Below are 25,362 nucleotides of genomic sequence, written 5' to 3'. Positions count from 1 at the left end.
AAGAATGAGGAGGAAAAATGATGGAGATACTGAGTAATATTGTTAACTATCTATTGAGTTTAGGTGCAGCTGTTTTTGTTCCGATTATTATTATTATCGCAGGACTGATTGTAGGAATGAAGGTGAAGGATGCCATCAGTTCAGGCTTGACACTTGGGGTTGCTTTCATGGGAATGACGATGCTGATCAACTTTATGACCGGAGCGATAAGTCCGGCGGCAGAAGCAATGCTGGATACAGCTGGTATTTCACTGCCGATTGTTGATGGCGGCTGGACTACCATGTCAACGATCTCGTGGTCCTGGCCGTATGCATTTTTAATGTTTCCTTTAATGATAGGGATCAATGTCGTTATGCTGGTTATCAATAAAACCAATACCTTTAATGCCGATCTCTGGAATGTTTGGGGGAAAATATTTACGGCTGTTGCTGTTGTAGGGATTACCGGGAGTATTCCGCTTGCATTCGGAGTTGCAGCGATCCAAATTATATTTGAGTTGAAGTGTGCGGATGCACATCAGCACAGGATTGAAATATTATCAGGAATTCCTGGCGTAACCTGTACCCATAAAATGGTCTTTCTTGCAGCGATTTTTTATCCGATTGACAAGCTGTTGAGGAAAATTCCGGCACTAAATAGAGACTTTGATGCAGAAGCATTAAAAGATAAAGTCGGGATTTTTGCTGAGAATCATGTGCTTGGATTCATTTTAGGCTGTCTTTTTGGTGTCCTTGCCCGCTACACAATTGCAGAAACTCTGACTCTGGCTATTCAGGCGGCCACTGCGTTAACGCTGTTTCCAGTAATCACAAAGTATTTTATGCACGCATTGTCCCCTATTTCAGAGGCAGTAAGTGACTTTATGAATAAGAAATTTGAAGGCAGAACCTTACTTGTCGGATTGGATTGGCCGTTTATGGGCGGTTCAAATGAAATCTGGCTGGCTGTTATTTATTCAGTTCCTGTCACCTTGATTTTCTCAATGTTTTTACCGGGAAATGAACTCCTTCCGTTTGCGGGAATTATCAATATAGCTTTGGCAGTGCCTGCTTTCCTTGTAACAGGAGGAAATTTGCTGCGGATGATTATTCTGTGTACAATTGGCTCGCCGATTTTCCTGTGGGTTGGTACTGCATTTGCACCGTTTATGACCGACTTGGCAAATACAACCGGTGCTGTACAGCTGGAAGCTGGGAAAATGATCTCCAATAGTTCAATTGATGGACCTGTATTTACGTATGCATTCTCCCATGTCTTCAAGTTTTTGGAAGGAAACTTTATTCCACTGATTATTCTTGTTGTCTGGGTGATATGCTTCCTCTTCTATTACCATGAACTTCTGGACGAAGCAAAAGCAGCACAGCAGGCAGAGGATGGTGAAATATTTGAAACATCAGAAGCTTAAAATGGCAACTCAAAATAATCTATGAAAACTCTGCTCTAAATAACCAATGCCCTTGATAGTGAGCCTCTAACATTGAGCGTTCTGAGATAAAAAGCGCAATAAGAAAGCGTGTCAGGAGAGTAAACTTAGCTCAATGATGCGCACTGTAAAGTGTTCGCTTCCCCTCTTAGATAACAGGTCTGCGGCATAGGAGGGAAGGAGTGGAAAAACGAGTGTAAATCGTACTGCTGTTAAGTTTTCATAGTATTTTTTAGAATATATTTTAAATACGCTTAAAATAAAAGAGGGAAGTCTATGATTTATACAATTACGTTAAATCCGGCTATTGATCGTCTGGTGTTTCTGGAGAAGCATTTGTCAAAAAGAAAAACCAATCGAGCTGCAAAAGTTGCTTATGATATTGGGGGAAAGGGAACCCATGGCTCTTATGCAATGTCGCGTTTGGGCGTCCCTAATCTAGCATTGGGATTTGCCGGAGAAAAGAATTTAGAGAAATTTGAACAGGTACTGGAACAGAAGAATATCTCACATCTGTTTTTGAAAATACCGAATGAGCAGACACGAGAATCCATAGTTATTATTGAACCCAATAATCAGGGGACGACTATGTTGACAGAACCCGGCTTTTTAGTGCCAGAGAGTATAAAAAACGAGCTGTTGGCTTATTTTGAGGAACAAGTGACCGCTGAAGATGTTGTGCTGATTGCCGGATCATTGCCAGAGAATTTTAATTTGTCTGATTTGGAAAAACTGATCATAGGTTTAAAGGGAAAAAACTGTTTTATTGCCTGTGACTTGTCAGGAGAAGCATTGGTGAGAGCTGTTGATTTAGGTGTGGATTTTATCAAGCCCAATGAATTTGAGCTGACTGAGCTGCTCTTGTCTGAAGAGGGCTCTGCTGACTATGCCTTGAATCAACTGGCACAGAAAATCACCTGCGTTGTTGCTTCCAGGGGAGAGCTGGGAAGCATTTGCTGCTATGAAGGGAAAAGGTATCAGGTAAAAGCACCGAAAGTGAACGAAGTAAACGACACTGGAGCAGGGGATTGTTTTGTGGGGGCTTTTCTGGCAGCTTTTTCCAAAGACTGGGATATTGAAGCGGCGTTGAAAACGGGAAGTGCCTGTGCAGCCAGTAAAGTGCAATATGAAGACAGTTCTTATTTTGATCCTGTTGAAGCAGAACAGCTGATGAGCCAGGTAGAATTGACTGTCTGTCAAAATACAATTTAGGAGGAATTTGATGCTTTATCAAGCAGAAAGAGAAGATTTATGTAAAATTACAAGAAACATTTATCAGCGTTATGGAACAAACGCGGCAGGAGGAAACATTAGTGTACGCCTGAATGATGAACATATTATCATGACGCCGACATTGATGTCTCAGAATCATTTATGTGACTTGTCTCCTTATCAAATTCTTGTTGTGGATATGAACGAAGCGATTATTGAAGGTTATGGTCGGCTGACAAGAGAAATCAATATGCATATGGCCTGTTATCGGGAAAATCGTAAAGTTGGCTGTGTGCTTCATGGTCATGCTAGAGAATCCATGGTTTTTGCTTCCCAGGGAATGGATATGCCGAATTTAACAGAAGCCACCCAAAAATTTGGACAGATCCCCTGCCTGCCTTTTGCACCAGCCTGTTCTCCTGAACTGGCGGAGATTGTCAGCAGTCATGTAAGAAGTTTAGGGGACGATGTACTGTCAAAGGTTATGCTGCTGAATAAACATGGTGTTTTAGTTTTGGAAGAAACACTGCACAAAGCGAATGATATGCTGGAACGACTGGAATACAATGCATATATAGCCTATAAAGCATTGTTGTTTGATAAGTTGGGAATTCAAAAAATCGAAACAGCTGAACATGCGTATAATACAGAAGAATAGAGCAAAAGGAAGCAAAAGAATAAACGATAGGTTATAGTTCATCCATCAAATGCCTTCTAAAAGCAAATAGGAAAGGATCGTAAGGATTTCTGAAGTGCGCCTCTTTAGTTAGACCAAAAAATCTAGCTCAGGGGCGTACTGTATTTCTGTTTTCTTTTTCTTAGTAATAAAACACAAAATTTTACGGGAAAAGATTCCCTTCTTTTTCTTTTATCGTCTATAATAGTAAAGAGCGGGAGTTGACTAAAATGATGGAAAAAAGAAGTATAATTGATGGAAAAAACTGGATTGAAGCGGCACAGTCGATCACTTTCTTAACGGGAGCAGGAGTGTCCACAGCGTCAGGAATTCCTGATTATCGCTCGTTAAAAGGCGTGTATCAGGGATTGGAGCGGCCGGAATATTTGCTTAGCCGAACCTGTCTGCTGAAAGAACCGGAAAAATTTTATCACTTTGTCAAGAAGCTTTATCATCCGAAAGCAAAGCCAAATGTTATTCATCAGGTGATTGCTGATTTGGAAAAGTCGAAAAACTGCTGGACAGTTTCCCAGAATATTGACGGTCTTCATCAAAGAGCCGGGAGTGAAAACAGAATTGATTTTCATGGAAGCTTATATTGCTGTTCCTGCGAAAAATGTTGTCAGGAGGTTGATGTTGCCGCATATTTAAATAGTGACCGACATGATCATTGCGGCGGACAGCTTCGTCCGGATATTGTTTTGTATGAAGAGGGATTTGAAGAACAGATAATAGAGCATGCTGTTGAAGCAGTGGCACAAGCTGAATTGATTGTAATTGTCGGAACAACTTTTCAGGTTCATCCCTTCTGCGACTTGATTTTTTATGCTCAACCCACAGCGAAAATAATGGTTGTCAATCAACAACCGGTTCCAATTCAAAAACAAGCATATTATATAGAAACAGATGCTGTTGAACTATTTAAACAAATTACAGCGAAGGAATGATGGTCAGTGGAGACTTTTAAGACGGAAAAACAAAAAATGATCGATGGAGAATTATATTTTGCTTCAGATCCTGAATTAGTGGCAGGTCGAAAACATGCGAGAGAACAAATGAAGCTGATTAATAATGAAGCAGATCGACAAATTAGAAGGCAGCTGGTAGAAGAGTCATTTGGTTCTACAGGGAGCAATGCTCATATCGAACCCGAGATAAGTTTTGACTATGGCTACAATATCCATGTAGGGAAGAACTTTTACGCCAACTTTAATAGTATATTTTTGGATATATGTCCAATTACAATTGGAGATAACTGCATGTTTGGCCCAAATGTTCAGTTGTATACTGCTTCGCATCCATTAAATCCGGCAAAACGAAACAGCGGATTGGAGTTTGGTAAACCGATTACAATTGGAGATAATGTCTGGCTGGGCGGCGGTGTGATTATCATTCCAGGCGTGACTTTGGGGGATAATGTCGTGGTTGCTGCAGGTTCAGTTGTAACGGAATCTGTCCCGGATAACTATGTAGTTGGAGGAAATCCTGCAAGATTTATCAAGTCTGTTGAGGATGAACCTGCTTCAGAATCAGATGATTTAGACAGCCAAAGAGAAAAAATTGATTTGATTGACCGAAAAATTATTGCTCTTTTAGAACAAAGAATGGATGCTGTTACAGAAATTGCAGCGATTAAAAAGAGCCGTGGTCAAAAAGTATTCGATCCTTCAAGAGAAGAAAAAATTCTGGAAAAAGCTGCTTCTTACGCTAAAAATGAAGCGTACAGAGAGGCCTTAAAAGATACTTATCAGGGAATCATGGATGTTTCCAAAAAATATCAAAAAGACCAGATAGATAAGTAATAAATGAGGTGAAAGTATGGAGGGGACAAAACGACGGACAGAGATTTTAGAAGTACTGAAGGAAGCTGAAAAGCCGGTCAGTGCGAGCAAATTAGCTGGAAAGTTCGTAGTCAGCCGTCAAATTATTGTAGGAGATGTAGCTTTGCTGCGTGCTTCAGGACATGAGATCATCGCAACTGCACGAGGATATATGTTGGAGAAAGAAGAACGGGGATTTTCAGCAAAGATTGTCTGTCAGCATCGGCCGGATCAGACGGAAGAAGAATTATCCTGTATCGTAGAGCTGGGCGGCGAGATTCTTGATGTTATTGTGGAGCACCCAATCTATGGCGAGCTGACCGGAAATTTAAGAATCAGTTCAGAAAGCGAGGTACAGCGTTTTATTAATACACTTAAGCACAGCCGCGCTGCACTTCTGTCAGAACTGACTGGCGGACTTCATTTGCATACAATCCGTTGCAGGGATCAGCAACATTTGGAGATAATCAAACAAGCATTGCTTGAGAAAAAAATTCTTTATCAGAATTAATTTTGTCCAAACTTAAGAAACTGTCATTTAGCTTCTGAGCTTTTTGTCAGTTTTTTTCGTTACTGTTTTAAGGTCCTATATACAAGATGAATGCGTAATATACTTCGAAATAATTCGTTTTGATGATTCTACTGTACTTTTCAAGTTGATCTATTATAATTGTAAGCGTAAACATAAAAAGAAAGGCGGTAATTTTTTGAGTAATTCAACAGATTTTTTTGGAGTTGTGGATGCAAGTTATCAATTGTATATTGATGGAGAATGGACTGCCGGATCAGGAAATAAGAAAAAGACCAGTTATAATCCAAGTAATGGAGAGGCATTGGCAGAATTTATTGATGCAGTCCATGAAGATGTAGACAGAGCGGTTGAAGCGGCTCAAAAAGCATTTATCACTTGGAAGGATGTTGACGTAGTTACCAGAAGTAATATGCTGCTAAAAATTGCTGATTTAATTGATGAAAATGCAGATCGCCTGGCTATGGTTGAAACCTTGGATAACGGCAAACCAATCAGAGAAACGTTAAGTATCGATGTTCCGCTGAGCTCAGATCATTTCCGCTATTTTGCTGGTGTGATTCGCTCAGAGGAAGGAACTTTAAAGGAATTTGATAAAGATACTCTTTCTTTAGTTATTAAAGAACCTATAGGTGTTGTTGGTCAGATTATCCCCTGGAATTTTCCGTTACTAATGGGAGCGTGGAAGCTGGCTCCTGCACTGGCAGCTGGAAATACAGTCGTTATTCACCCTTCTTCAGCAACCTCACTGAGCTTACTGGAGTTATTCAAAATTTTTGATCAGGTTCTTCCTAAAGGTGTCGTGAATTTAATCACAGGTAAAGGCTCTGACTCAGGAAACTATATGCTGGAGCATGAAGGCTTTGACAAGCTGGCATTTACAGGCTCAACGGAAGTCGGTTATACAGTGGCGAAAGCGGCTGCTAAGCGTTTAATTCCTGCTACACTGGAGCTGGGTGGAAAGTCAGCAAATATTATTTTTGATGATGCAAACTGGGAAAGAGCATTGGAAGGCGCACAGATGGGTATTTTATTTAATCAGGGTCAGGTTTGTTGTGCAGGTTCCAGAATTTTTATTCAGGAAGGGATTTATGATCGTTTTCTTGCAGAGCTGAAAATAAAATTTGAAGAGATAAAAGTTGGATTGCCTTGGGAAAAAGATACTCAAATGGGTGCACAGGTGAATGAACGGCAACTGGAAGGTATTCTGAAATATGTGGATATTGGAATTAAAGAAGGTGCCAGACTTGTTACGGGCGGAGCCCGTGTAACTAAAAATGGTCTGGATAAAGGAGCTTTTCTAGCACCGACTCTTCTGGCAGATGCATCAAATGCAATGTGCATTGCACAAGAAGAGATATTTGGTCCGGTTGCCACAGTGATTAAATTTAAAACAGAAGAAGAAGTGATTGAAATGGCTAATCGTTCTGAATACGGTTTGGGGGGAGCTGTCTATTCCCAAAATATTAACACTGCTTTAAGAGTAGCTAAAGGAGTTAGGACAGGCAGGATGTGGATCAATACCTATAATCAGTTGCCGGCAGGTGCACCGTTCGGAGGGTATAAAAAATCGGGAATTGGCAGAGAGACACACAAGTCAATGCTGGATGCTTATACTCAAATGAAAAATATTTACATTGTAACTAAAGAAGGAACAGATGGATTGTATTAGTACAATTGTGTGCGGCAAAATGGAGTGAAATTTTTAAATAATTACAAAAAGTATCTATCCAAACAGGAGGGTGTGATAAAGCTTCTGCAACACTGTTTATTCGGCTCTAGGGGACTCAGACATACTAATGTCACAGTCCCCCTGTTTGTTTGCAAAAAGAACTGTATACCAGCCTCGTTCATCTGATGCACAGTTCCCAATATTTTTTGATATTTTCTTTTGCAGTAATCCGTCGTTTATTTTTTCTCAGCTTCAAACTTTTCAAAAGCGGAATTAATTACTTCTTTAAGTGCCGAAGCAGAAGCATTCATTCGGTCTTTTTCGGAATCCGACAGCGGAATTTCGATAACCTGTTTGACGCCCTGACGATTGATGACTGCAGGAGCCCCGATAAAAATATCTTTTTGATCATATTCGCCATCCAGATAGACTGACAACGGGAAGACAGAATTTTCATCATCCAATATTGCTTTTGTGATTCGGGCGAGAGCAACGGCGATTCCATAGAATGTTGCCCCTTTTTTATCAATAATGGAGTAAGCTGCATCACGTACGTTGAAGAATAGATTGACCATTGCTTCTTCGTCAACCTCAGGATTGTTTTTAATCCATTCATAAATCTGCAAACCGGCAACATTTGCATGTGACCAGACAGGAAATTCAGTATCACCGTGTTCGCCCAGAATATAGGCATGGACGTTACGTGCATCAACCTCTACCAATTCAGCAATTGCCTGACGGAAACGGGCAGAGTCAAGTGAAGTTCCGGAACCAATCACGCGTTCTTTAGGAAATCCTGAGAACTTCCATGTAGAATATGTCAAGATATCAACAGGATTGGCTGCGACTAAAAAGATTCCGTTAAATCCTGAGTCAACGATTTGAGTGACAATTTCCTTATTTATTTTTAAATTTTTATGAACCAGATCAATCCTTGTTTCACCGGGCTTTTGTGGAGCACCCGCTGTCAGTACAACAAGATCTGCATCGTGGCAGTCTTCATAAGAGGCAGCATAAATTTTTTTGGGAGAAGTAAAGGCAAGGGCGTGAGAAAGATCCATTGCATCTCCTTCAGTCTTCTTCGTGTTGATATCAATGATACCAACTTCCTGAGCAATATTTTGAGTAACAAGAGCGAAAGCATAACTGGAGCCGACAGCACCGTCACCCACTAAAATTACTTTTTGATGATCTTTTTTTTCTGCAGCTGCGTTCATGTGTACCATTCCCTTCTTAGGTTTCTTTGCTACAAGAATAGTATCATTACCTGTGCTTTTTGTCACGTGATTACGCTCAAAATTAGTACAGTTTTTGAACCTGTTATAAATGATAACTCTTACATGTTCGATAGTTCACTATTCTTGCTTGTTACATTGTTCTAAGGTTTCAAACTATAAACTATTGAATTTTTAATCTTTAAAATATTAGGAACAGCGGATATTGTGTTATACTATGAAGATAGAATCTGGGCAGTTAATTGACTGCTCGGGTATTTTGTGTTGGACAATTGCTCCCTGATAATATTATTGGCATAGCTTTGGAAGATAGTAGACATGCAGCAGTTTTCGGACATAAAAAATTCAATGAGTTTTATGACGGTAGTCAATGACTCACTGAACAAAGAGATTAAAGGGGAGTCTGTAATGAGAATGATCGTTGGATTGGGAAATCCAGGAAGTAAATACCAGGAAACGAAACATAATATAGGGTTTATTACAGTGGATGAAATTGCTTATCGGCAAAGCGCTGTGTTTAAAAAGTCTCAGTTTGAGGCGGACATTGCAGAGTTCTTTATAGGAACAGAAAAGATCATGCTGGTGAAGCCGCTGACATTTATGAATGAATCCGGTCGTTCAGTGGGACCGTTAATGACTTATTATGGTGTGGAGGATCATGAACTTATCGTAATCTATGATGATCTTGACTTGGAGATTGGCAAGATTCGCCTGAGAGAAAAAGGCGGAGCAGGCGGACATAACGGAATGAAAAGCCTCATCTCACATTTGGGGACAAATGTATTTCCAAGAATTAAAGTAGGAATTGGTCGACCGGCAGGAAATGAAACAGTTGTTCAATATGTGCTGAGTAAATTTCCTAAAGCAGTCCATGAGGATATTCTGCTGGCAGTTAAAAGAGCAGCGGATGCTGCCCTTTTTGCATGCGAAGGGCATACTTTTATAGATACAATGAATCAATTTAATGGGAAATAACAGGAGGTGGTTAGCCAGATGAATATTATTGAACGAATTAGTGAAAGCAGTATTGTTCAAGAGTGGGTTAAAAAACTTACTGGAAATCACCGACAACTGATTACGGGACTTTCCGGCTCTGCGAAAACGCTGGTCATGACCAGCGGCTATCAATATAAAAAGAAGAAAATGATGGTGGCTGTACCCAACCTATACTATGCAAATCAGCTAGTAGAAGACTTGAGAAATGTTCTTTCTGATGATGAAGTCCATCTGTTTCCTGTTGACGAGGTTTTGTCAGCAGAAATGGCCTTTTCTTCGCCAGAAGCCAGGACCGACCGCATTGAAGCACTGAATTTTTTACTTTCTGACAAAACAGGGATTATAGTCGTACCTGCAGCGGGGTTAAGAAAATTTCTTCCTGAAAAAGAAACATGGAGACAAAGACAGCTTCACTGGAAAATTGGTACAGAGGTTGAGTTGGATAAGCTGGCACAAAAACTGGTTCTAATGGGTTACGAAAGACAGTCCTTAGTAGGGAAGCCGGGAGAATTCAGTATCAGAGGGAGTATTGTTGATGTTTATCCCCTTAATTCACAGTATCCGGTAAGAGCAGAGCTGTTTGATGTGGAAATAGATTCTTTACGTTATTTTGAAGCAGATACGCAACGTTCAATTGAAGTAATTGATTCAGTGGATCTATCTCCCGTGACGGATACAGTTTTTTCAGATGAAGATCTGTCCTCTGGAATTGTTCGCTTACAGGATTTACTGGAAAAACGGTTGTCTGTGACTAAGGAAGAAACAGATAAAGTGTTTCTGGAAGAATACTTTGGTCAGATTATTACTTCATGGGAAGAGGGCATTCCTACGGAAAATGCCCGTTACTATGCTGATATTCTGTATAAAGGACCGACAACTATCTTGGATTATCTACCTGAGGACAGTCTTCTGGTTGTGGATGATTATGCCCGCATCTTGGAAACTGAAAGAGAAATTGCGCGTGAAGAAGCCGAATGGCATGTCCTAAAGCTGGAAGAGAAGCGTGTTTTTTCTGAACAAACTTTTGGTATGGGGATTCATGATCAGTTGAGAAAGCAGCGTTTTGCGGCAACATTCTTTTCTCTTTTCCAAAAAGGAATGGGAAATCTTCGTTTTCAGGAGATACACAATTTTCAATATCGGTCCATGCAGCAGTTTTTTGGTCAGATGCCATTATTGAAGGCCGAAATGGACCGTTGGAAAAAACAGGATCAAACAGTTTTAGTGTTCGTACCGACGAAGGAGAGAGCTCAGAAAGTTGAAAGTCTGTTCAGAGATTTTGATATATCCAGTGTGGCAGTTGCCGAAAATCAGCTTTTAGAAGGAAGAATTCAGCTGGTTCCCGGAGAGTTGCAGACAGGCTTTGAATTGCCTTCAGAAAAATTAGTCGTGATAACAGAAAAAGAGATTTTTCATACAGTCACCAAAAAGAAAACCCGGCGTCAGACCATTTCAAATGCTGAACGTTTGAAAAGCTACAGTGATTTGAAAAAGGGAGATTACGTGGTTCATGTGAATCATGGGATTGGTAAATATATAGGCATGGAAACACTGGAAGTTGATGGTGTTCATCAGGACTATATCACTATTCTGTATAAAAATGATGACAAGCTTTTTATTCCCGTCACTCAGCTGAATTTAATTCAGAAATTTGTTGCTGCAGAATCTAAAACACCGAAAATCAACAAGCTTGGCGGAAGCGAATGGACAAAAACGAAAAGTAAAGTTTCTGCGAAAATTGAAGATATTGCAGATGATCTGATTCAATTATACGCTGCCCGGGATTCTGAAAAAGGCTTTGCGTTTCCTCCAGATGACGGCTATCAAAAAGAATTCGAGAATGCCTTTCCTTATTCAGAAACGGAAGATCAACTTCGCAGTTCTGCTGAAATCAAGCATGATATGGAAAAGAGCCGACCAATGGATCGCCTGCTGGTAGGTGACGTTGGTTTTGGTAAAACAGAAGTTGCGCTGCGTGCAGCTTTCAAAGCCATTTCAGCTGGAAAACAGGTGGCATTTCTTGTTCCGACAACCATTTTAGCTCAGCAGCACTATGAAACGATTCAGGACCGATTTGAAGGGTTTCCTGTAGAGGTTGGTTTATTGAGCCGGTTTAGAACAAAAAAGCAGCAAAATGAAACAACCCAGCAGTTACAAAAAGGTCAGGTAGATATCGTAGTGGGAACTCATCGTCTTTTATCAAAGGATATTGTGTTTGGCGATCTGGGACTTTTGATTATAGATGAAGAGCAGCGGTTTGGGGTTAAGCATAAGGAACGGCTGAAGCAGCTGCGGTCCCAGGTGGATGTTCTGACTCTGACAGCTACACCGATTCCAAGAACCCTGCATATGTCGATGCTTGGCGTAAGAGATCTGTCTGTGATTGAAACACCGCCTGAAAACCGATATCCGATTCAAACCTATGTAATGGAAAATAATCTTGGTGCTATTCGTGAAGCGATTGAGCGGGAGCTGGCCAGAGACGGTCAGATTTTCTATTTATATAATCGAGTGGACACAATTGAGAAAAAAGTGGAAGAGCTTCAGGCGCTGGTCCCACAAGCCCGAATTGCCTATGCTCATGGTCAGATGACTGAAATTCAGCTTGAGAACACACTCTTTGATTTCATTGAGCGGCAGTATGATATTTTAGTAACAACAACTATTATTGAAACAGGTGTAGACATTCCAAATGCGAATACATTATTTGTTGAAAATGCTGATTATATGGGATTGTCAACGTTATATCAATTGCGCGGCCGTGTTGGGCGGAGTAATCGTGTCGCCTATGCATATTTCATGTATGAGCAGCAGAAAATTTTGAATGAAGTCAGTGAAAAACGATTGGAAGCTATTAAAGACTTCACTGAACTGGGGTCCGGTTTTAAAATAGCGATGCGGGATTTATCTATCCGTGGAGCCGGCAACCTTTTAGGGGCTCAGCAGCATGGCTTTATTGATTCAGTTGGATTCGACATGTATTCTCAAATGCTGGAGGATGCTGTTGCCCGCAAGCAAGGGAAGAAAGTTCTGGATCAGAAAACATCAGTTGAGATAGACTTGGGAATTGATGCGTATCTTCCAAATGAGTATATTTCAGATGAACGGCAGAAAATTGAAATTTATAAACGTATCCGTCAGCTGGAGAATAAAGAGATGTACGAAGAGCTGGAAGCAGATCTTTTGGATCGATTTGGCGAATACCCAGATGAGGTTGCCTATCTTCTGATGACAGGCCTGATAAAAATGGATGGAGACAGGGCCCTACTTGAAACAATCCGTAAGAACCAGCAGGTAATCAAATTTACGCTGAGTAAAGTTGGGACAAAAACATACACTGTTGAGCAAATATTTGAAGTTTTGGCGGTTACTTCTCTAAAAGCCGATTTGGCTGTGGATAATGAAAAAATGACGATACGGCTGCAACTGTACAATGGAATGAAAGCAGCTGCCTGGCTTCAGGAAGTTTCAGCTTTTGTTTCAGCTTTGCGACAGGAAAAATATAAACAGAAAACGAGTTTGTAGTAAAAAGAGACGGGAGGAATCGAAATGGCGCACAAAGAAATTCGTTTAATGCTTCAGGGGGCACTGGTAATGACTATAGCCTCTTTCATAGCCAAATTACTGAGCGCTGTTTATCGAGTTCCTTTTCAGAATCTGGTTGGGGATGAAGGCTTTTATGTTTATCAGCAGGTTTATCCAATTTATGGTATTGCCATGACACTTGCGTTGTCGGGCCTGCCCCAGTTTATTTCAAAAATCGTTGCAGAGCAGGAAACAACCAGTGAAAAAAAACTGGTCCTGCAGCGACTGTTTCCGTTTGTTTCAGCAGTCGGTCTGGGCTGCTTCCTCTTTTTCTTTTTTGGAAGCGGCTGGCTGGCCTACCTAATGGGAGATATCCAACTGGCTTCTCTTATTCAGGTTGTTTCGATCACTTTTCTGCTGGTTCCTGTTTTGTCTTTTTACAGGGGGAACTTTCAGGGACATCTGCTGATGACGCCAAGTGCAGTCTCTCAGGTACTTGAACAAGTGATTCGTGTAGGTGTAATTCTGCTGGCCGCCGGCTTCTTTAAATCATTTCGCTGGAATGTCTATCAAACCGGCACAATGGCAATGGGCGGGGCAGTATTGGGCGGAGCTGCAGCAGTTTTCAGTCTGTGGTATTATGATCGGAAAATACAGCCTGCAAGCTCAAATTATTTTATTCACTGGAAAATAGATAAAAAAGGCAGACAGTTGTTTCATCGATTGTTTATTGAGGGTGGACTTGTTTCTTTATACAGCGCTTTTTTGATTGTTTTTCAGCTGGTTGATTCATTTTTTATTAAGAATGCTTTAGTTTTATCGGGAATGACCGATAAAGCCGCTAAAATGGACAAAGGGATTTATGACAGAGGTCAGCCTTTAGTTCAGCTGGGACTTGTAGTTGCTCTTGCACTTAGCTCTACATTTCTTCCTGCGCTCACAAAATATTTTATTGGTAAAAAAGATAAGCAGTTTAATGAAGCAGCAAAAATGTTTTTGAGATTGACAACTACAGTGGCTTCGGCGGCTTCAGCAGGACTTCTAATGCTGCTTCCCTATATAAATTTTGCTTTATTTAAAGATTATAAGGGAAACGGTGTACTGGGTCTTTATGTATTTGCCATTGCTTTTATGGCAATTATTCAGGCTTATCAGAGTATTTTACAAAGTAAAAATAATTTTAAAATCTCTTTTCTGGCAGCTTCTGCCGGGATATTGGTAAAGCTTCTGCTGACCAGTATCATGACTCAGAGATTTGGAACAGTTGGTTCAAGTCTTTCAACCATTTTTGCATTACTTGTTACTCAGGGGGTATTGATGAAAATGTCAGACAGGAAGTTGAATCAATTCTGGCAGGAACGAAACTTTTTAAAAAAGCTATTGACTGGCCTTGGGATAATGGTTATAGTCTTATTGATTTACCAAGGAATACTCGGACTGATTTTTGGGATTACAGCGCATAGAGGGCTGGCGCTGATCTTTGCATTAATTGGTGTCGGGCTTGGTCTGACAACATTTTTCTTTGTAATTATACAATTACGACTGTTTACAGTCAGAGAATGGCTGATGGTACCATTTGGTAAGAAAGTTTTAAGAATGAAAAAGAGGTGAGCCTATGCGTTTAGATAAATTTTTAAAAGTCTCTAGAATTATTAAGAGAAGATCTGTTGCTAAGGAAGTTGCGGATAAGGGGAGAATTCAGATCAATGGAATTCTTGCAAAATCTTCCAGCAATGTCAAGCTGGGAGACGTTATCAAAATTCGATTTGGGAATAAGCTGTTGGAATTCTCGGTAAAAGAGCTGCATGATTCAACTAAAAAAGAAGATGCACAGAAAATGTATGAAATTATTTCTGAAACAAGAGTTGAAAATTCCGAAGATTAAGATTAGACAACCTTTGAAGATGTTGGTATAATAAAGCGGACATACAAAAGTGAGTGGAGCGAAAGAAATGGGAAGAAATAAAAAAGAATCAAATAACATTGCTGCACTGAACAATGAATATACCAAGGAACAATATGCGGAGTTTCAGAAACAGCAAAAAAAGTTGATTTTTAAACGTCGTCGGCTCGCAGTCATCTTTTTTATCGCAATCGTTGTTTTTTCCATATCCGGCATTGAACTGCTTAAGGATTATCAGAAACTGCATTCTTTTGAAAAGCAAAAGGAAGAAGTTGTTGCTGAATCGTCGGAAGTGGATAAAAAGTTAAGGCGATTGGAAGAAGACGTAGCCTTGTTGAAGGATCCTAATTATGTCGCAAAACTGGCAAGAAGTCGTTACTACATGTACAAAGAAGGGGAACAGATTTACCATGTTCCTGATTTTGGCTCGGCAATCAGTACAGATAAAGAAACCACTACCGCCACTACTACAACAGAAAGCAGTCAAACACAGTCGCAATCATCCGACGAATAATTGGATGCTGACTGAATATATATATTTAATTACTAGGGTAAAAATAGGAGGAACACATTTTTTATGTCAATCGAAGTAGGAGCAAAGCTGTCTGGAAAAGTGTCAGGAATTACAAATTTTGGGGCCTTCATTGATTTAGGTGAAGGAAAAACTGGTTTAGTCCATATCAGTGAAGTATCGAATGGTTTTGTAAAAGATATCAACGATATTTTATCTGTAGGAGATGAAGTAACAGTAAAGGTTACTTCTGTAGGAGATGATGGTAAGGTAGGTTTATCTATCCGTAAAGCGCAGGATAATCCGGAAGCGCCTAAAAGCAATTTCCAACGTCGTAACAACAGCTCTCAGGATAATCGCAGCAGCCAGCAGGATAATCGCGACAGAGGTCATCACTCGGCGCCCAAAAAACAGTTTAATAAACCAGTGAACAATCATTCTAATAGCGGACAGGATTTTGATTCATTAATGAGTTCCTTTTTAAAAGATAGTGACGATCGCTTATCTTCGCTGCGCAGAAATACAGAGGGCAAGCGAGGCGGACGAGGCGGACGCCGAAATTAATTGAAGTGTGAGGTTATGACATATCTTCATTTGTCTAGAGCTGCCAACGTTTTTCAAATATAGAAGCGTTTGTATCGAAAATCGGGCAATGTAAGACTCGTAGATTTAGTGTAGGAACATCTAGCGAGATTGCCAGACCTGCTTACCCAACAGTAAGTTAACAGGACGGTATGCGAAGCTCTGATGGGGACTGTGACATTAATATGTCTGATATTAGGTTTCTAGGGGATGTGACTTTTTTGTCGCACCCCCTTTTCTTTGCTTTTGGGATGTTTTAAACACCAGAAAATCTTTTATTTGCTTTGAAAGCAGAAGGTCCTTCAATTTTTGGGGGAAAAATGAATAAAGTAATGAAGGTATACTAGAGCGTGAATGAAAAGCTAGTGGAATTCAAATTTTCCAGTGATTTTTGTTGAAGTCAAGGAAGAAAACACAGCTTATGTGGTTCATAAGCGAGTATTTATGACGAGGAGTTCGATAAAAATCATCAAAATATTCATCGCTTGAGTTTTTAGATATACCCTAGATAAGTAAATCGGATTTTTGTCGTTGGAAAAGGGGAAACAGCTTTCGTTATAGGGGTTGATGAATGGGGAGGAGAAACACGTGCTGGAAAAATTTTATCAGGAAGTAAAGCAATTAGACTGCTGGCATCCCGAAGAGCGGATTTTGCTTGCAGTTTCTGGCGGCGTTGACTCTATGATTTTATTGTATGCGATGATGAAAGTATCTGAAATGTCAGGCTGTACAATCGGTGTGGCTCATCTCAATCATAACTTGCGACCGGAATCTAAAAAAGAATCGACCTATATAGAAGAGTTCTGTACAGAACATCAACTCCCTTTCTATTTGGAAGTATGGCAGGAAGAAATACCTGAAAATAATCAGGAGGCAAGATACAGAGAGTTTCGCTATAATTTTTTTAGAAAGCTTATGGCTCAATATAATTATACGACAATCATGACTGCACATCATGCAGATGATCAGGCGGAAACTATTTTGATGAAGTGGGTTCGCGGCAGTCGATTAGTGAATTTAGCCGGAATAAAAAAAGTTCAGGCATTTGGGACTGGCAAATTAGTTCGACCTTTTTTGATTTTTTCTAAAGAAGAGCTGAAAGTATTCGCAAACGAACAGAATATTGTGTATTTTGAAGATAGTTCCAATCAATCAGAGGTCTATTTCAGAAATAGAATACGACATCGTGTTATCCCCTATTTGAAAGAAGAAAACCCCAATTTCCTTAAACATGTTGAAACATTCAGCACACAAGTCTCAATGGCTGATGAATTAATTAATGGGATCATGGAAAAGAAGTATAAACAATGGGTAAGTAAAAATAATTTTGGCTGGGAAGTTGATTTGACGGAGCTGAAAAAAGAAAGCAGCGGTATGAAATATTTCTTTTTGCAGTATCTGCTGCAACAGACATTGATCCGGCAAAATATTGAAATGAATCAAGATCAGCTTGAGTTTATACTAAGCAGTCTGGACAGCAGCAATCCTCAACAAAGAATTTTTCTGAAAAAAGGCTGGTACTTTATAAAAGAATACAATATCGGTTATTTAACGAAAGAAACCATAAGCTCTTCGTTTGTCACACATATTTTAGAAAAGAATCAGGGGCTGTTTTTATCTGAAAATGAATGGATTGGGCTGGAAAGTTCTGAGACAAAGCTGACTGTTCCGGAAAAGGTTCGAGAATGGAAACCGCTGGAGAGACTTCTTTCTTCCGAAGTGATACTGCCATTAAAAATCAGGCATAGGGAAGACGGTGACAGAATCGCATTGTCTGAAACCCTGACAAAACGTTTAAACCGGATATTTATTGATAAAAAAGTGACAAATTCATTCAGAGAAAATGCATGGGTCGTTTTGACTGCCGATGAAGAGGTCATTTGGGTACCTAATTTTGCGAATTCTTATTTGAGTATTCCTAAAGAAACTGATAAAATACACTACAGACTCCTTTATCGGACAAAGGAGTAAAGTTGAGAGGAGAGCGTCATGCTAGACAAAGATATTAAAAGCGTTTTGATTACAAGAGAACAGATTATTGAGAAAACAGCTGAGCTGGGGAAAAGGTTGACTGAAGACTACAAAGATAAAAGTCCATTGGTTGTTGGGATATTAAAAGGTGCAGTTCCTTTTCTTGCTGATGTTATTCGCGAAATCGATACCAATTTGGAAATGGATTTTATGGATGTGTCAAGTTATGGCAATGCCGCTGTTTCTTCCGGTGAGGTAAAAATCATCAAAGATTTGGATACAAATGTAGAGGGACGTCATATCTTAATTGTAGAAGATATCATTGACAGTGGACGTACGCTGGCTTATCTGGTTGACTTGTTCAAGTACAGGAAAGCAGCTTCCGTGAAAATTGTCACATTTCTTGATAAACCAGAGGGCCGTGTCGTAGACATCGAGGCAGACTACGTTGGATTTAACATTCCAAATGAATTTGTAGTAGGCTACGGTCTGGATTATGCAGAGGCTTATCGGAACCTGCCATATGTTGGGGTATTAAAGCCAGAGGTGTATGAAACAAAATAATATCTCTCCTTGAAATAGTTATGTTACAATATAAAGGTCAGAATTGATAAAATAAAAATGTGAATAATTTCTAAAAGACAGGCTAGGTGGACAGATATGAATAAAAAAGGGAACGGCATGAAAAACGGGCTCTACTATGTATTAGTCATTTTAGCGATGATCATGGTTGGGAGCTTTATTTTTGGAAATAACAGCTCGCAATCTCCTGATATCGAGTTTTCTACTTTTAATGAACAATTACAAGATGGAAATATTAAGGAAATGACTATTCAACCAACAAACGGAGTATTTAAAATTGTTGGTGAATACAGGAAAGAACAAAAAGTAGAAAATCAAACAGGTTTGTCATTCTGGGGAACTACTGAGACGACAACCAAAAACTTTTCTACAATTGTACTTCCAAGTGATACAACATTAACAGAAATTCAGAATGCAGCTCAGGAAAATGATGTTACGCTGAGTGTTAAAGAACAATCAACCAGTGGAACTTGGATCTCACTTATTTTCAGCTTCCTTCCTCTGATTTTGCTGTTCTTCATGTTTTACATGATGATGGGACAGCAAGGCGGTGGTGGCGGTGGCGGCGGCCGAGTAATGAATTTCGGAAAATCCAAAGCCAAAGAAGCAGATAAATCTGCGAACCGTGTACGTTTTACAGATGTTGCCGGTGCAGAGGAAGAGAAACAGGAACTTGTTGAAGTGGTTGAATTCTTGAAGGATCCGCGACGATTTGTCGAACTGGGTGCGCGTATCCCAGCCGGTGTATTGCTGGAAGGACCTCCGGGAACTGGTAAAACCTTACTTGCAAAAGCAGTTGCAGGTGAAGCTGGTGTACCATTCTACTCAATCTCAGGTTCTGAATTTGTGGAAATGTTTGTCGGTGTCGGAGCAAGCCGTGTTCGTGATTTATTTGAAACGGCGAAGAAAAATGCACCTGCCATCATTTTCATTGATGAAATTGACGCGGTAGGTCGTCAACGTGGTGCCGGTATGGGCGGCGGACATGACGAGCGAGAACAGACCTTGAATCAGCTGCTGGTTGAAATGGATGGTTTTGATGGTAATGAGGGTGTTATCGTTATTGCTGCAACAAACCGTTCAGATGTACTCGATCAGGCGTTGCTTCGTCCTGGACGTTTTGACCGTCAGATTTTAGTGGGGCGCCCGGATGTTAAAGGTCGTGAAGCAATTTTGCGAGTCCATGCACGAAACAAACCATTATCAGATGATGTAGACTTGAAAGTAGTAGCGCAACAAACTCCTGGCTTTGCCGGAGCCGATTTGGAAAATGTTCTGAATGAAGCTGCTTTAGTTGCTGCAAGAAGAAATAAAAAGAAAATTGATGCTTCTGATATTGATGAAGCAGAAGATCGTGTAATTGCCGGACCAGCTAAGAAGGATCGGGTAATCAACAAAAGAGAACGTGAAATGGTTGCCTACCATGAAGCTGGACATACTATTGTCGGATTGGTATTAAGCCGTGCTCGTGTTGTACACAAGGTAACGATTATTCCTAGAGGCCGCGCCGGCGGGTATATGATTGCTCTGCCAAAAGAAGATCAGTTCCTTATGACAAAAGAAGATATGTTTGAACAACTGGTAGGATTACTGGGTGGACGAACTGCAGAAGAAATTGTCTTTGGGGTTCAGTCTACAGGTGCTTCCAATGACTTTGAGCAGGCAACTGCGTTGGCCCGCAGCATGGTGACTGAATATGGAATGAGTGATAAATTAGGACCTGTTCAATATGAAGGAAATCATCAAGTATTTGTTGGACGTGACTATGGACAAACGAAAGCTTACTCAGAGCAGGTAGCCTTCGAAATAGATCAGGAAGTACGTAAGCTCTTGATGGACGCACATGCGAAAGCACGTGAAATTATTGAAACTCACCGGGACACACACAAGCTGATTGCAGAAAAACTTCTGGAATTTGAAACACTGAATGCGAAAGCAATCAAATCATTGTTTGAAACTGGTGAAATGCCTGCCGGAAAAACTTCTGACTTCCCTAGTGAAAAGGCACAAACATTTGAAGAAGCAAAACGTGCTTTGGAAGAAAAGGATGCAGAAAAACAGGCAGAAGAAAAACAAAGCTTTGATAAAACCAAAGAGGAGCTTCAATCTGAGCAAGAAGAAGTGAAAACTGATTCTGAAGAGACAGAAAAAAAAGTTCAACTCGATAAAAAAGACGATGATGATCCTAATGGAGATTCAACTTCTGACTACAATCGGGAAAAGTTTGAAGACCGTTACAAATAATTAAATGAAACAACCGACAGCTGCAGAGAAACTACTCTGCAGCTGTTTTACGTTTTAGCCCAGTTGACATTGCTTTTAGGAGCTAACAGATCTGAGCTTAAAATGGTGTGCAAAAAAGAATGTTTTCAAAATTTTATTATAAATACTTGAACAGCAAGAAAAGTTCATTTATATCTAAGGGTAAAGAGAAAGTCAAAATTATTTAGTTGAAAAAAAGCGGGTTTCCTAGTATTATCTGATAATGAGTCAAAAAGCACCGAAAGAAGAGGGAATGAAAAATGGAAGATTATTTAGTGAAAGCACTTTGCTATAAAGGATCGATTCGCGCGTATGGAATATGCGCTACTAATACAATTGCAGAAGCTCAAAAAAGACATGATGCATGGAGTACTTCAACTGCAGCTCTTGGCAGAACAATGGTTGGTGCGTTGCTGCTAGGTGCAACATTAAAAGGTGAAGACAAACTAACAGTGAAGGTTCAGGGGAATGGTCCGGCCGGTGCAATTATTGTTGACAGTAATGGAAGCGGTGATGTCAAAGGTTATATAAAGAATCCGCATGTCAGTCTTCCGTTAAACGAAAATGGAAAAATAGACGTTCGGGGAGCAGTTGGTACAGAAGGCATCTTCACTGTTATCAAAGATTTGGGATTAAAAGAGACATTTTCCGGGCAGACACCTATTGTTTCAGGAGAAATTGGTGAAGATTTTACCTACTTCATGGCTGTTTCTGAACAGATTCCTTCAGCAATAGGATTAAGTGTGCTGGTAGAGGCAGATGAAACAGTTAAAGCGGCTGGCGGGTTCATGATTCAGGTGATGCCGGGGGCTGATGAAAAAACGATAGATTTTATTGAACAGCGATTGAAAGAAGTTCCGATGGTCTCACGTTTATTAGATGAAGGAGAAGCGCCGGAACAAATTTTAGAACGTCTGCTTGGTGAAGGAGAAGTAGATATACTGGAAAAAATGCCTGTTCAGTTTAAGTGTGACTGTTCAAAAGAAAAATTCGGCACGGCAATTATTGCTGTAGGATTGGATGAAATAAATGCAATGATCGAAGAAGATCATGGGGCAGAGGCTGTTTGTCAGTTTTGCGGAAACAACTATCAGTACAGTGAAGAAGACTTGATGAAACTTAGAGATGAAGCAATTAAAAATACCCAAAGAAATTAGGAGGAATTGATTGATGTGGAAAATAGGTAATGTAGAGATTCCCAATCGCGTGGTAGTTGCTCCAATGGCTGGTATTTCAAATGCTGCATTTCGGGTAACAGTGAAAGAATTTGGTGCAGGGCTGGTTGTCTGCGAAATGATCAGTGATAAAGGCATCCATTTTAGAAATAAAAAGACATTGGATATGCTGTATATTGACGAGCGGGAACATCCGTTAAGCCTGCAAATATTTGGTGGGAATAAGGATACTCTAGTTGAAGCAGCTCAATTTGTACAAGAGAATACAGAAGCAGATATTATCGATATTAATATGGGCTGCCCGGTAAACAAAGTGATTAAAGCAGAAGCCGGAGCAAAGTGGCTGCTGGATCCAAATAAAGTTTACGAGATGGTTCATGCTGTAGCATCATCTGTTGATTTACCAGTTACTGTAAAAATGAGGATCGGGTGGGATGACGAGCACGTTTTTGCTGTAGATAATGCTTTGGCAGCAGAAAAGGGCGGAGCATCAGCGATTGCCATGCATGGTCGAACACGTATACAGATGTATGAAGGACAGGCAGATTGGGATATTTTGAAAGAAGTAAAAAGCCAACTTACCATCCCTTTTATGGGAAATGGAGATGTACGCACCCCGGAAGATGCAAAACGTATGTTGGATTATGTGGGTGCAGATGGCGTTATGATCGGAAGAGCTGCGTTAGGCAATCCATGGATGATTCATCGGACACAGCATTATTTGGAGACCGGAGAACTTATCCCTGAACCAACTGCTTTTGAAAAAGTTGAAACAGCAAAAATACATCTTCAAAGGCTTGTAGACCTAAAAGGTGAATCTGTCGCAGCCAGAGAATTTCGTCAACATGCCTCTTATTATCTAAAAGGAATTCCAAGAGCGGCAAAAGTAAAAGCAGCAATTAATCAGGCTGATACTCAAAAAGAAATCGTGGAGCTAATGGATCAGTTTGTAGAGAAGTCAACCAGCAACAAAATAGAAGAAGCCATCTAGGCTTTATATGAAAGCTCTAACGGCGACTCTTTCCAAAAATATTAACTGAGCGGACGCCCATTAATGGAATGAATTTTTTCGCATTCACTTAATCAGCATTGCGCATATCATGATTCATCCCCTATAAGCAAAAAAGGAAAAGCTTCAGCTATCTATTTCCAAAACACCTGTACTATTTCGTCAAAAACGGGAAGCTTCTATACAATTATTTGTTGAAAGTTGATAACAACTCCCTATTTTCCTAGTTACTAAAAGTTCCTACACCGACAGAAAATCCCTGTATCTACGAGTCTCACAATGTTCGATTCCTGATACAAACATGTCTATTGGGAAATGCATGGGCAACTCGATTCCTCAATAGCTTTTAGCTAGGTCCTAAAATAAATAATTTCAAGCCGAATAGCAATATTCGGCTTGCTTTTTTTAGAATTACTATGGCATTATTAGTGTATGTTTATTTTAAGAATGGAGGAAGAAAAGTGTCTGAAGAACAACAATCACAAGTCGCAGATTTGAATGACCAAATGTTGGTGCGGCGTGAAAAGATGGAAAAACTGCGTGAAGAAGGAATTGATCCATTCGGTAAACGTTTTGACCGTACACATAATTCTGCAGAATTGCACGAATCTTTTGATGAGCAGACAAAAGAAGAGTTGAATGAAAAAGAGCTGTCAGCGAGCGTTGCCGGCCGTATGATGACAAAACGAGGAAAAGGAAAAGCTGGGTTTGCTCACCTGCAGGATCGTGAGGGGCAAATTCAAATATATGTACGCAAAGATCAAGTCGGCGATGAAGCATACGAGCTTTTTAAACACGCAGATTTGGGTGACTTTTTTGGAGTCACCGGTCAAATTATGAAAACAGACACAGGAGAAGTGACAGTCAAAGCAAAAACAATTGAGCTTTTAACTAAAGCATTACGTCCTCTTCCTGATAAATATCATGGACTGACAAATATTGAGCAGAGGTATCGCCAGCGTTATCTTGATTTAATCAGTAATAAAGAAAGCTTTGACCGATTCATGAAACGCAGTCAGATTATCAGTGAAATTCGCAGATATTTGGATGGACAAGGATATGTTGAAGTTGAAACGCCAGTGCTTCATAATGAAGCCGGCGGAGCAACTGCTCGACCATTTATTACACACCATAATGCTTTGGATATGGATTTATATTTACGAATCGCACTGGAGCTGCATTTAAAACGATTAATTGTAGGCGGCATGGAAAAAGTTTATGAAATTGGTCGTGTCTTCCGTAATGAAGGAATAGATACAACACATAATCCGGAATTTACAATGCTGGAAGCTTATACTGCTTATACAGATTTTAATGACGTAATGGATTTGACGGAAGGAATTATCCGTAATGCGGCTGAAAAAGTGTTGAAAACCACAACTATCAGTTATGATGGAAAACAAATTGACCTAGGCAGTGAGTTCAAACGTCTGCATATGGTGGATGCAATTAAAGAGCAGACAGGTGTTGATTTTTGGAAAGAAATGACTGTAGAGGAAGCTCGTGCATTGGCTGAAGAACATAATGTGGAAATAAATGAAAATATGGCAGTAGGCCATATCTTAAACGAATTCTTTGAGACCTATGCAGAAGAAACACTGCAGCAGCCGACATTTATTTATGGTCATCCGGTAGAAGTATCTCCTCTGGCGAAAAAGAATCCTGAAGATGGTCGCTTTACAGACCGCTTTGAACTCTTTATTGTAGGTAAAGAGTTTGCAAACGCATTTACAGAGCTAAATGACCCAATTGATCAAAGAGAACGATTTGAAGGTCAGGAAAAAGAGCGGGAGCAGGGGAATGATGAAGCACACGGTGTGGATGAAGACTTTATTGAAGCTCTGGAGTATGGACTCCCGCCAACAGGAGGTTTGGGAATCGGTATTGACCGGCTTGTTATGCTGCTGACTGATGCACAGTCAATTAGAGACGTACTGCTATTCCCGACGATGAGATAAAATAGAATCAACCCAATGCTGAAAGCTTCTTTGAGCATTTGGTTGATTTTCTATTTATCAGAAGAGAAGAAAGAAAAATTAGATAGTTAAAGTACGTGCGCATTAAGACCGAAATCGGAACGAAAGAATAACTACTTCAAGTTGAAAGTGCATCAAATGCGAACATTAGGTGAACAAAATAGGATAATGATCGGCAATGAAAAAAAGTTGTAAAAAATGACATATTTTGATTGACCTGAGCGAAGAAACTTGATATATTATTACTTGTCGCAAGACAGGACAACCTCTTTTGAAGCACTGGATAGAATAACAGTGGGAAG

The 25,362-nt window shown here is 40.1% G+C and carries 20 protein-coding genes; 19 read left to right on the top strand and 1 reads right to left on the bottom strand.

Annotated features, from left to right (window positions below; translation table 11 throughout):
• The first annotated feature begins 20 nt into the window (after positions 1–20).
• The 7 genes from IW492_RS15760 (at position 21) to IW492_RS15730 (ending at position 7,333) form a co-directional block, all read left to right on the top strand.
• The gene (locus tag IW492_RS15760) at positions 21–1,406 is read left to right on the top strand and encodes a PTS galactitol transporter subunit IIC (protein ID WP_202068824.1); all 1,386 of its coding nucleotides are present in this window, start codon (positions 21–23) and stop codon (positions 1,404–1,406) included.
• A 294-nt stretch (positions 1,407–1,700) separates the two neighbouring features.
• A complete protein-coding gene (locus IW492_RS15755) occupies positions 1,701–2,636 on the top strand; it encodes a 1-phosphofructokinase family hexose kinase (RefSeq protein WP_202068823.1) in 936 nt (311 codons plus the stop codon).
• A 10-nt stretch (positions 2,637–2,646) separates the two neighbouring features.
• Positions 2,647–3,294, top strand: a complete 648-nt coding sequence (locus IW492_RS15750; protein ID WP_202068822.1) for a class II aldolase/adducin family protein — start codon at positions 2,647–2,649, stop codon at positions 3,292–3,294.
• Between the two features lie 251 nt (positions 3,295–3,545).
• The gene (locus IW492_RS15745) at positions 3,546–4,259 is read left to right on the top strand and encodes an NAD-dependent protein deacylase (protein ID WP_202068856.1); all 714 of its coding nucleotides are present in this window, start codon (positions 3,546–3,548) and stop codon (positions 4,257–4,259) included.
• A 6-nt stretch (positions 4,260–4,265) separates the two neighbouring features.
• Positions 4,266–5,114 (top strand): chorismate mutase, encoded by an 849-nt coding sequence (locus IW492_RS15740; RefSeq protein WP_330928288.1) that lies wholly within the window; start codon positions 4,266–4,268, stop codon positions 5,112–5,114.
• A 16-nt stretch (positions 5,115–5,130) separates the two neighbouring features.
• Positions 5,131–5,643 (top strand): transcription repressor NadR, encoded by a 513-nt coding sequence (locus tag IW492_RS15735; protein WP_202068821.1) that lies wholly within the window; start codon positions 5,131–5,133, stop codon positions 5,641–5,643.
• A 196-nt stretch (positions 5,644–5,839) separates the two neighbouring features.
• Positions 5,840–7,333: an aldehyde dehydrogenase family protein gene (locus tag IW492_RS15730; RefSeq protein ID WP_202068819.1), complete on the top strand. Its 1,494-nt coding sequence runs from the start codon at positions 5,840–5,842 to the stop codon at positions 7,331–7,333.
• 236 nt (positions 7,334–7,569) lie between these two features.
• Here IW492_RS15730 and IW492_RS15725 read toward each other — a convergent pair whose 3' ends face one another.
• Positions 7,570–8,550, bottom strand: a complete 981-nt coding sequence (locus tag IW492_RS15725; protein WP_202068852.1) for an L-lactate dehydrogenase — start codon at positions 8,548–8,550, stop codon at positions 7,570–7,572.
• A 426-nt stretch (positions 8,551–8,976) separates the two neighbouring features.
• Here IW492_RS15725 and pth point away from each other — a divergent pair, with 426 nt between their 5' ends.
• The 12 genes from pth to lysS all read left to right on the top strand — a co-directional run bounded on the left by pth (position 8,977) and on the right by lysS (position 25,042).
• The gene (gene pth, locus IW492_RS15720; RefSeq protein WP_202068849.1) at positions 8,977–9,543 is read left to right on the top strand and encodes an aminoacyl-tRNA hydrolase; all 567 of its coding nucleotides are present in this window, start codon (positions 8,977–8,979) and stop codon (positions 9,541–9,543) included.
• Between the two features lie 18 nt (positions 9,544–9,561).
• Entirely contained in the window at positions 9,562–13,089 is a 3,528-nt protein-coding gene (gene mfd, locus IW492_RS15715; RefSeq protein ID WP_202068818.1) for a transcription-repair coupling factor, read from the top strand.
• Between the two features lie 24 nt (positions 13,090–13,113).
• Positions 13,114–14,700 (top strand): putative polysaccharide biosynthesis protein, encoded by a 1,587-nt coding sequence (locus IW492_RS15710; RefSeq protein ID WP_202068817.1) that lies wholly within the window; start codon positions 13,114–13,116, stop codon positions 14,698–14,700.
• Positions 14,701–14,704: 4 nt separating this feature from the next.
• Positions 14,705–14,974, top strand: coding sequence for an RNA-binding S4 domain-containing protein (locus tag IW492_RS15705; protein ID WP_202068816.1), 270 nt, complete (start codon positions 14,705–14,707; stop codon positions 14,972–14,974).
• Between the two features lie 67 nt (positions 14,975–15,041).
• A complete protein-coding gene (locus IW492_RS15700; protein WP_202068815.1) occupies positions 15,042–15,506 on the top strand; it encodes an FtsB family cell division protein in 465 nt (154 codons plus the stop codon).
• 63 nt (positions 15,507–15,569) lie between these two features.
• Entirely contained in the window at positions 15,570–16,067 is a 498-nt protein-coding gene (locus IW492_RS15695; protein WP_202068814.1) for a S1 domain-containing RNA-binding protein, read from the top strand.
• Between the two features lie 606 nt (positions 16,068–16,673).
• Positions 16,674–18,056, top strand: coding sequence for a tRNA lysidine(34) synthetase TilS (gene tilS, locus IW492_RS15690; protein WP_202068813.1), 1,383 nt, complete (start codon positions 16,674–16,676; stop codon positions 18,054–18,056).
• Positions 18,057–18,074: 18 nt separating this feature from the next.
• Entirely contained in the window at positions 18,075–18,620 is a 546-nt protein-coding gene (gene hpt / locus IW492_RS15685; protein ID WP_202068811.1) for a hypoxanthine phosphoribosyltransferase, read from the top strand.
• 96 nt (positions 18,621–18,716) lie between these two features.
• The gene (gene ftsH, locus IW492_RS15680; protein WP_202068809.1) at positions 18,717–20,882 is read left to right on the top strand and encodes an ATP-dependent zinc metalloprotease FtsH; all 2,166 of its coding nucleotides are present in this window, start codon (positions 18,717–18,719) and stop codon (positions 20,880–20,882) included.
• A 278-nt stretch (positions 20,883–21,160) separates the two neighbouring features.
• Complete coding sequence (gene hslO / locus IW492_RS15675) at positions 21,161–22,057, top strand: Hsp33 family molecular chaperone HslO (protein WP_202068807.1); 897 nt, start codon at positions 21,161–21,163, stop codon at positions 22,055–22,057.
• A 13-nt stretch (positions 22,058–22,070) separates the two neighbouring features.
• The gene (dusB, locus tag IW492_RS15670; RefSeq protein WP_202068805.1) at positions 22,071–23,066 is read left to right on the top strand and encodes a tRNA dihydrouridine synthase DusB; all 996 of its coding nucleotides are present in this window, start codon (positions 22,071–22,073) and stop codon (positions 23,064–23,066) included.
• A gap of 479 nt (positions 23,067–23,545) precedes the next feature.
• Positions 23,546–25,042, top strand: coding sequence for a lysine--tRNA ligase (lysS, locus tag IW492_RS15665; RefSeq protein ID WP_202068803.1), 1,497 nt, complete (start codon positions 23,546–23,548; stop codon positions 25,040–25,042).
• Positions 25,043–25,362: the final 320 nt, after the last annotated feature.

It is taken from the genome of Enterococcus sp. BWB1-3, assembly GCF_016745275.1.
Lineage (GTDB): Bacteria > Bacillota > Bacilli > Lactobacillales > Enterococcaceae > Enterococcus_L.
This window is presented reverse-complemented; position numbering and strand designations above follow the sequence as displayed.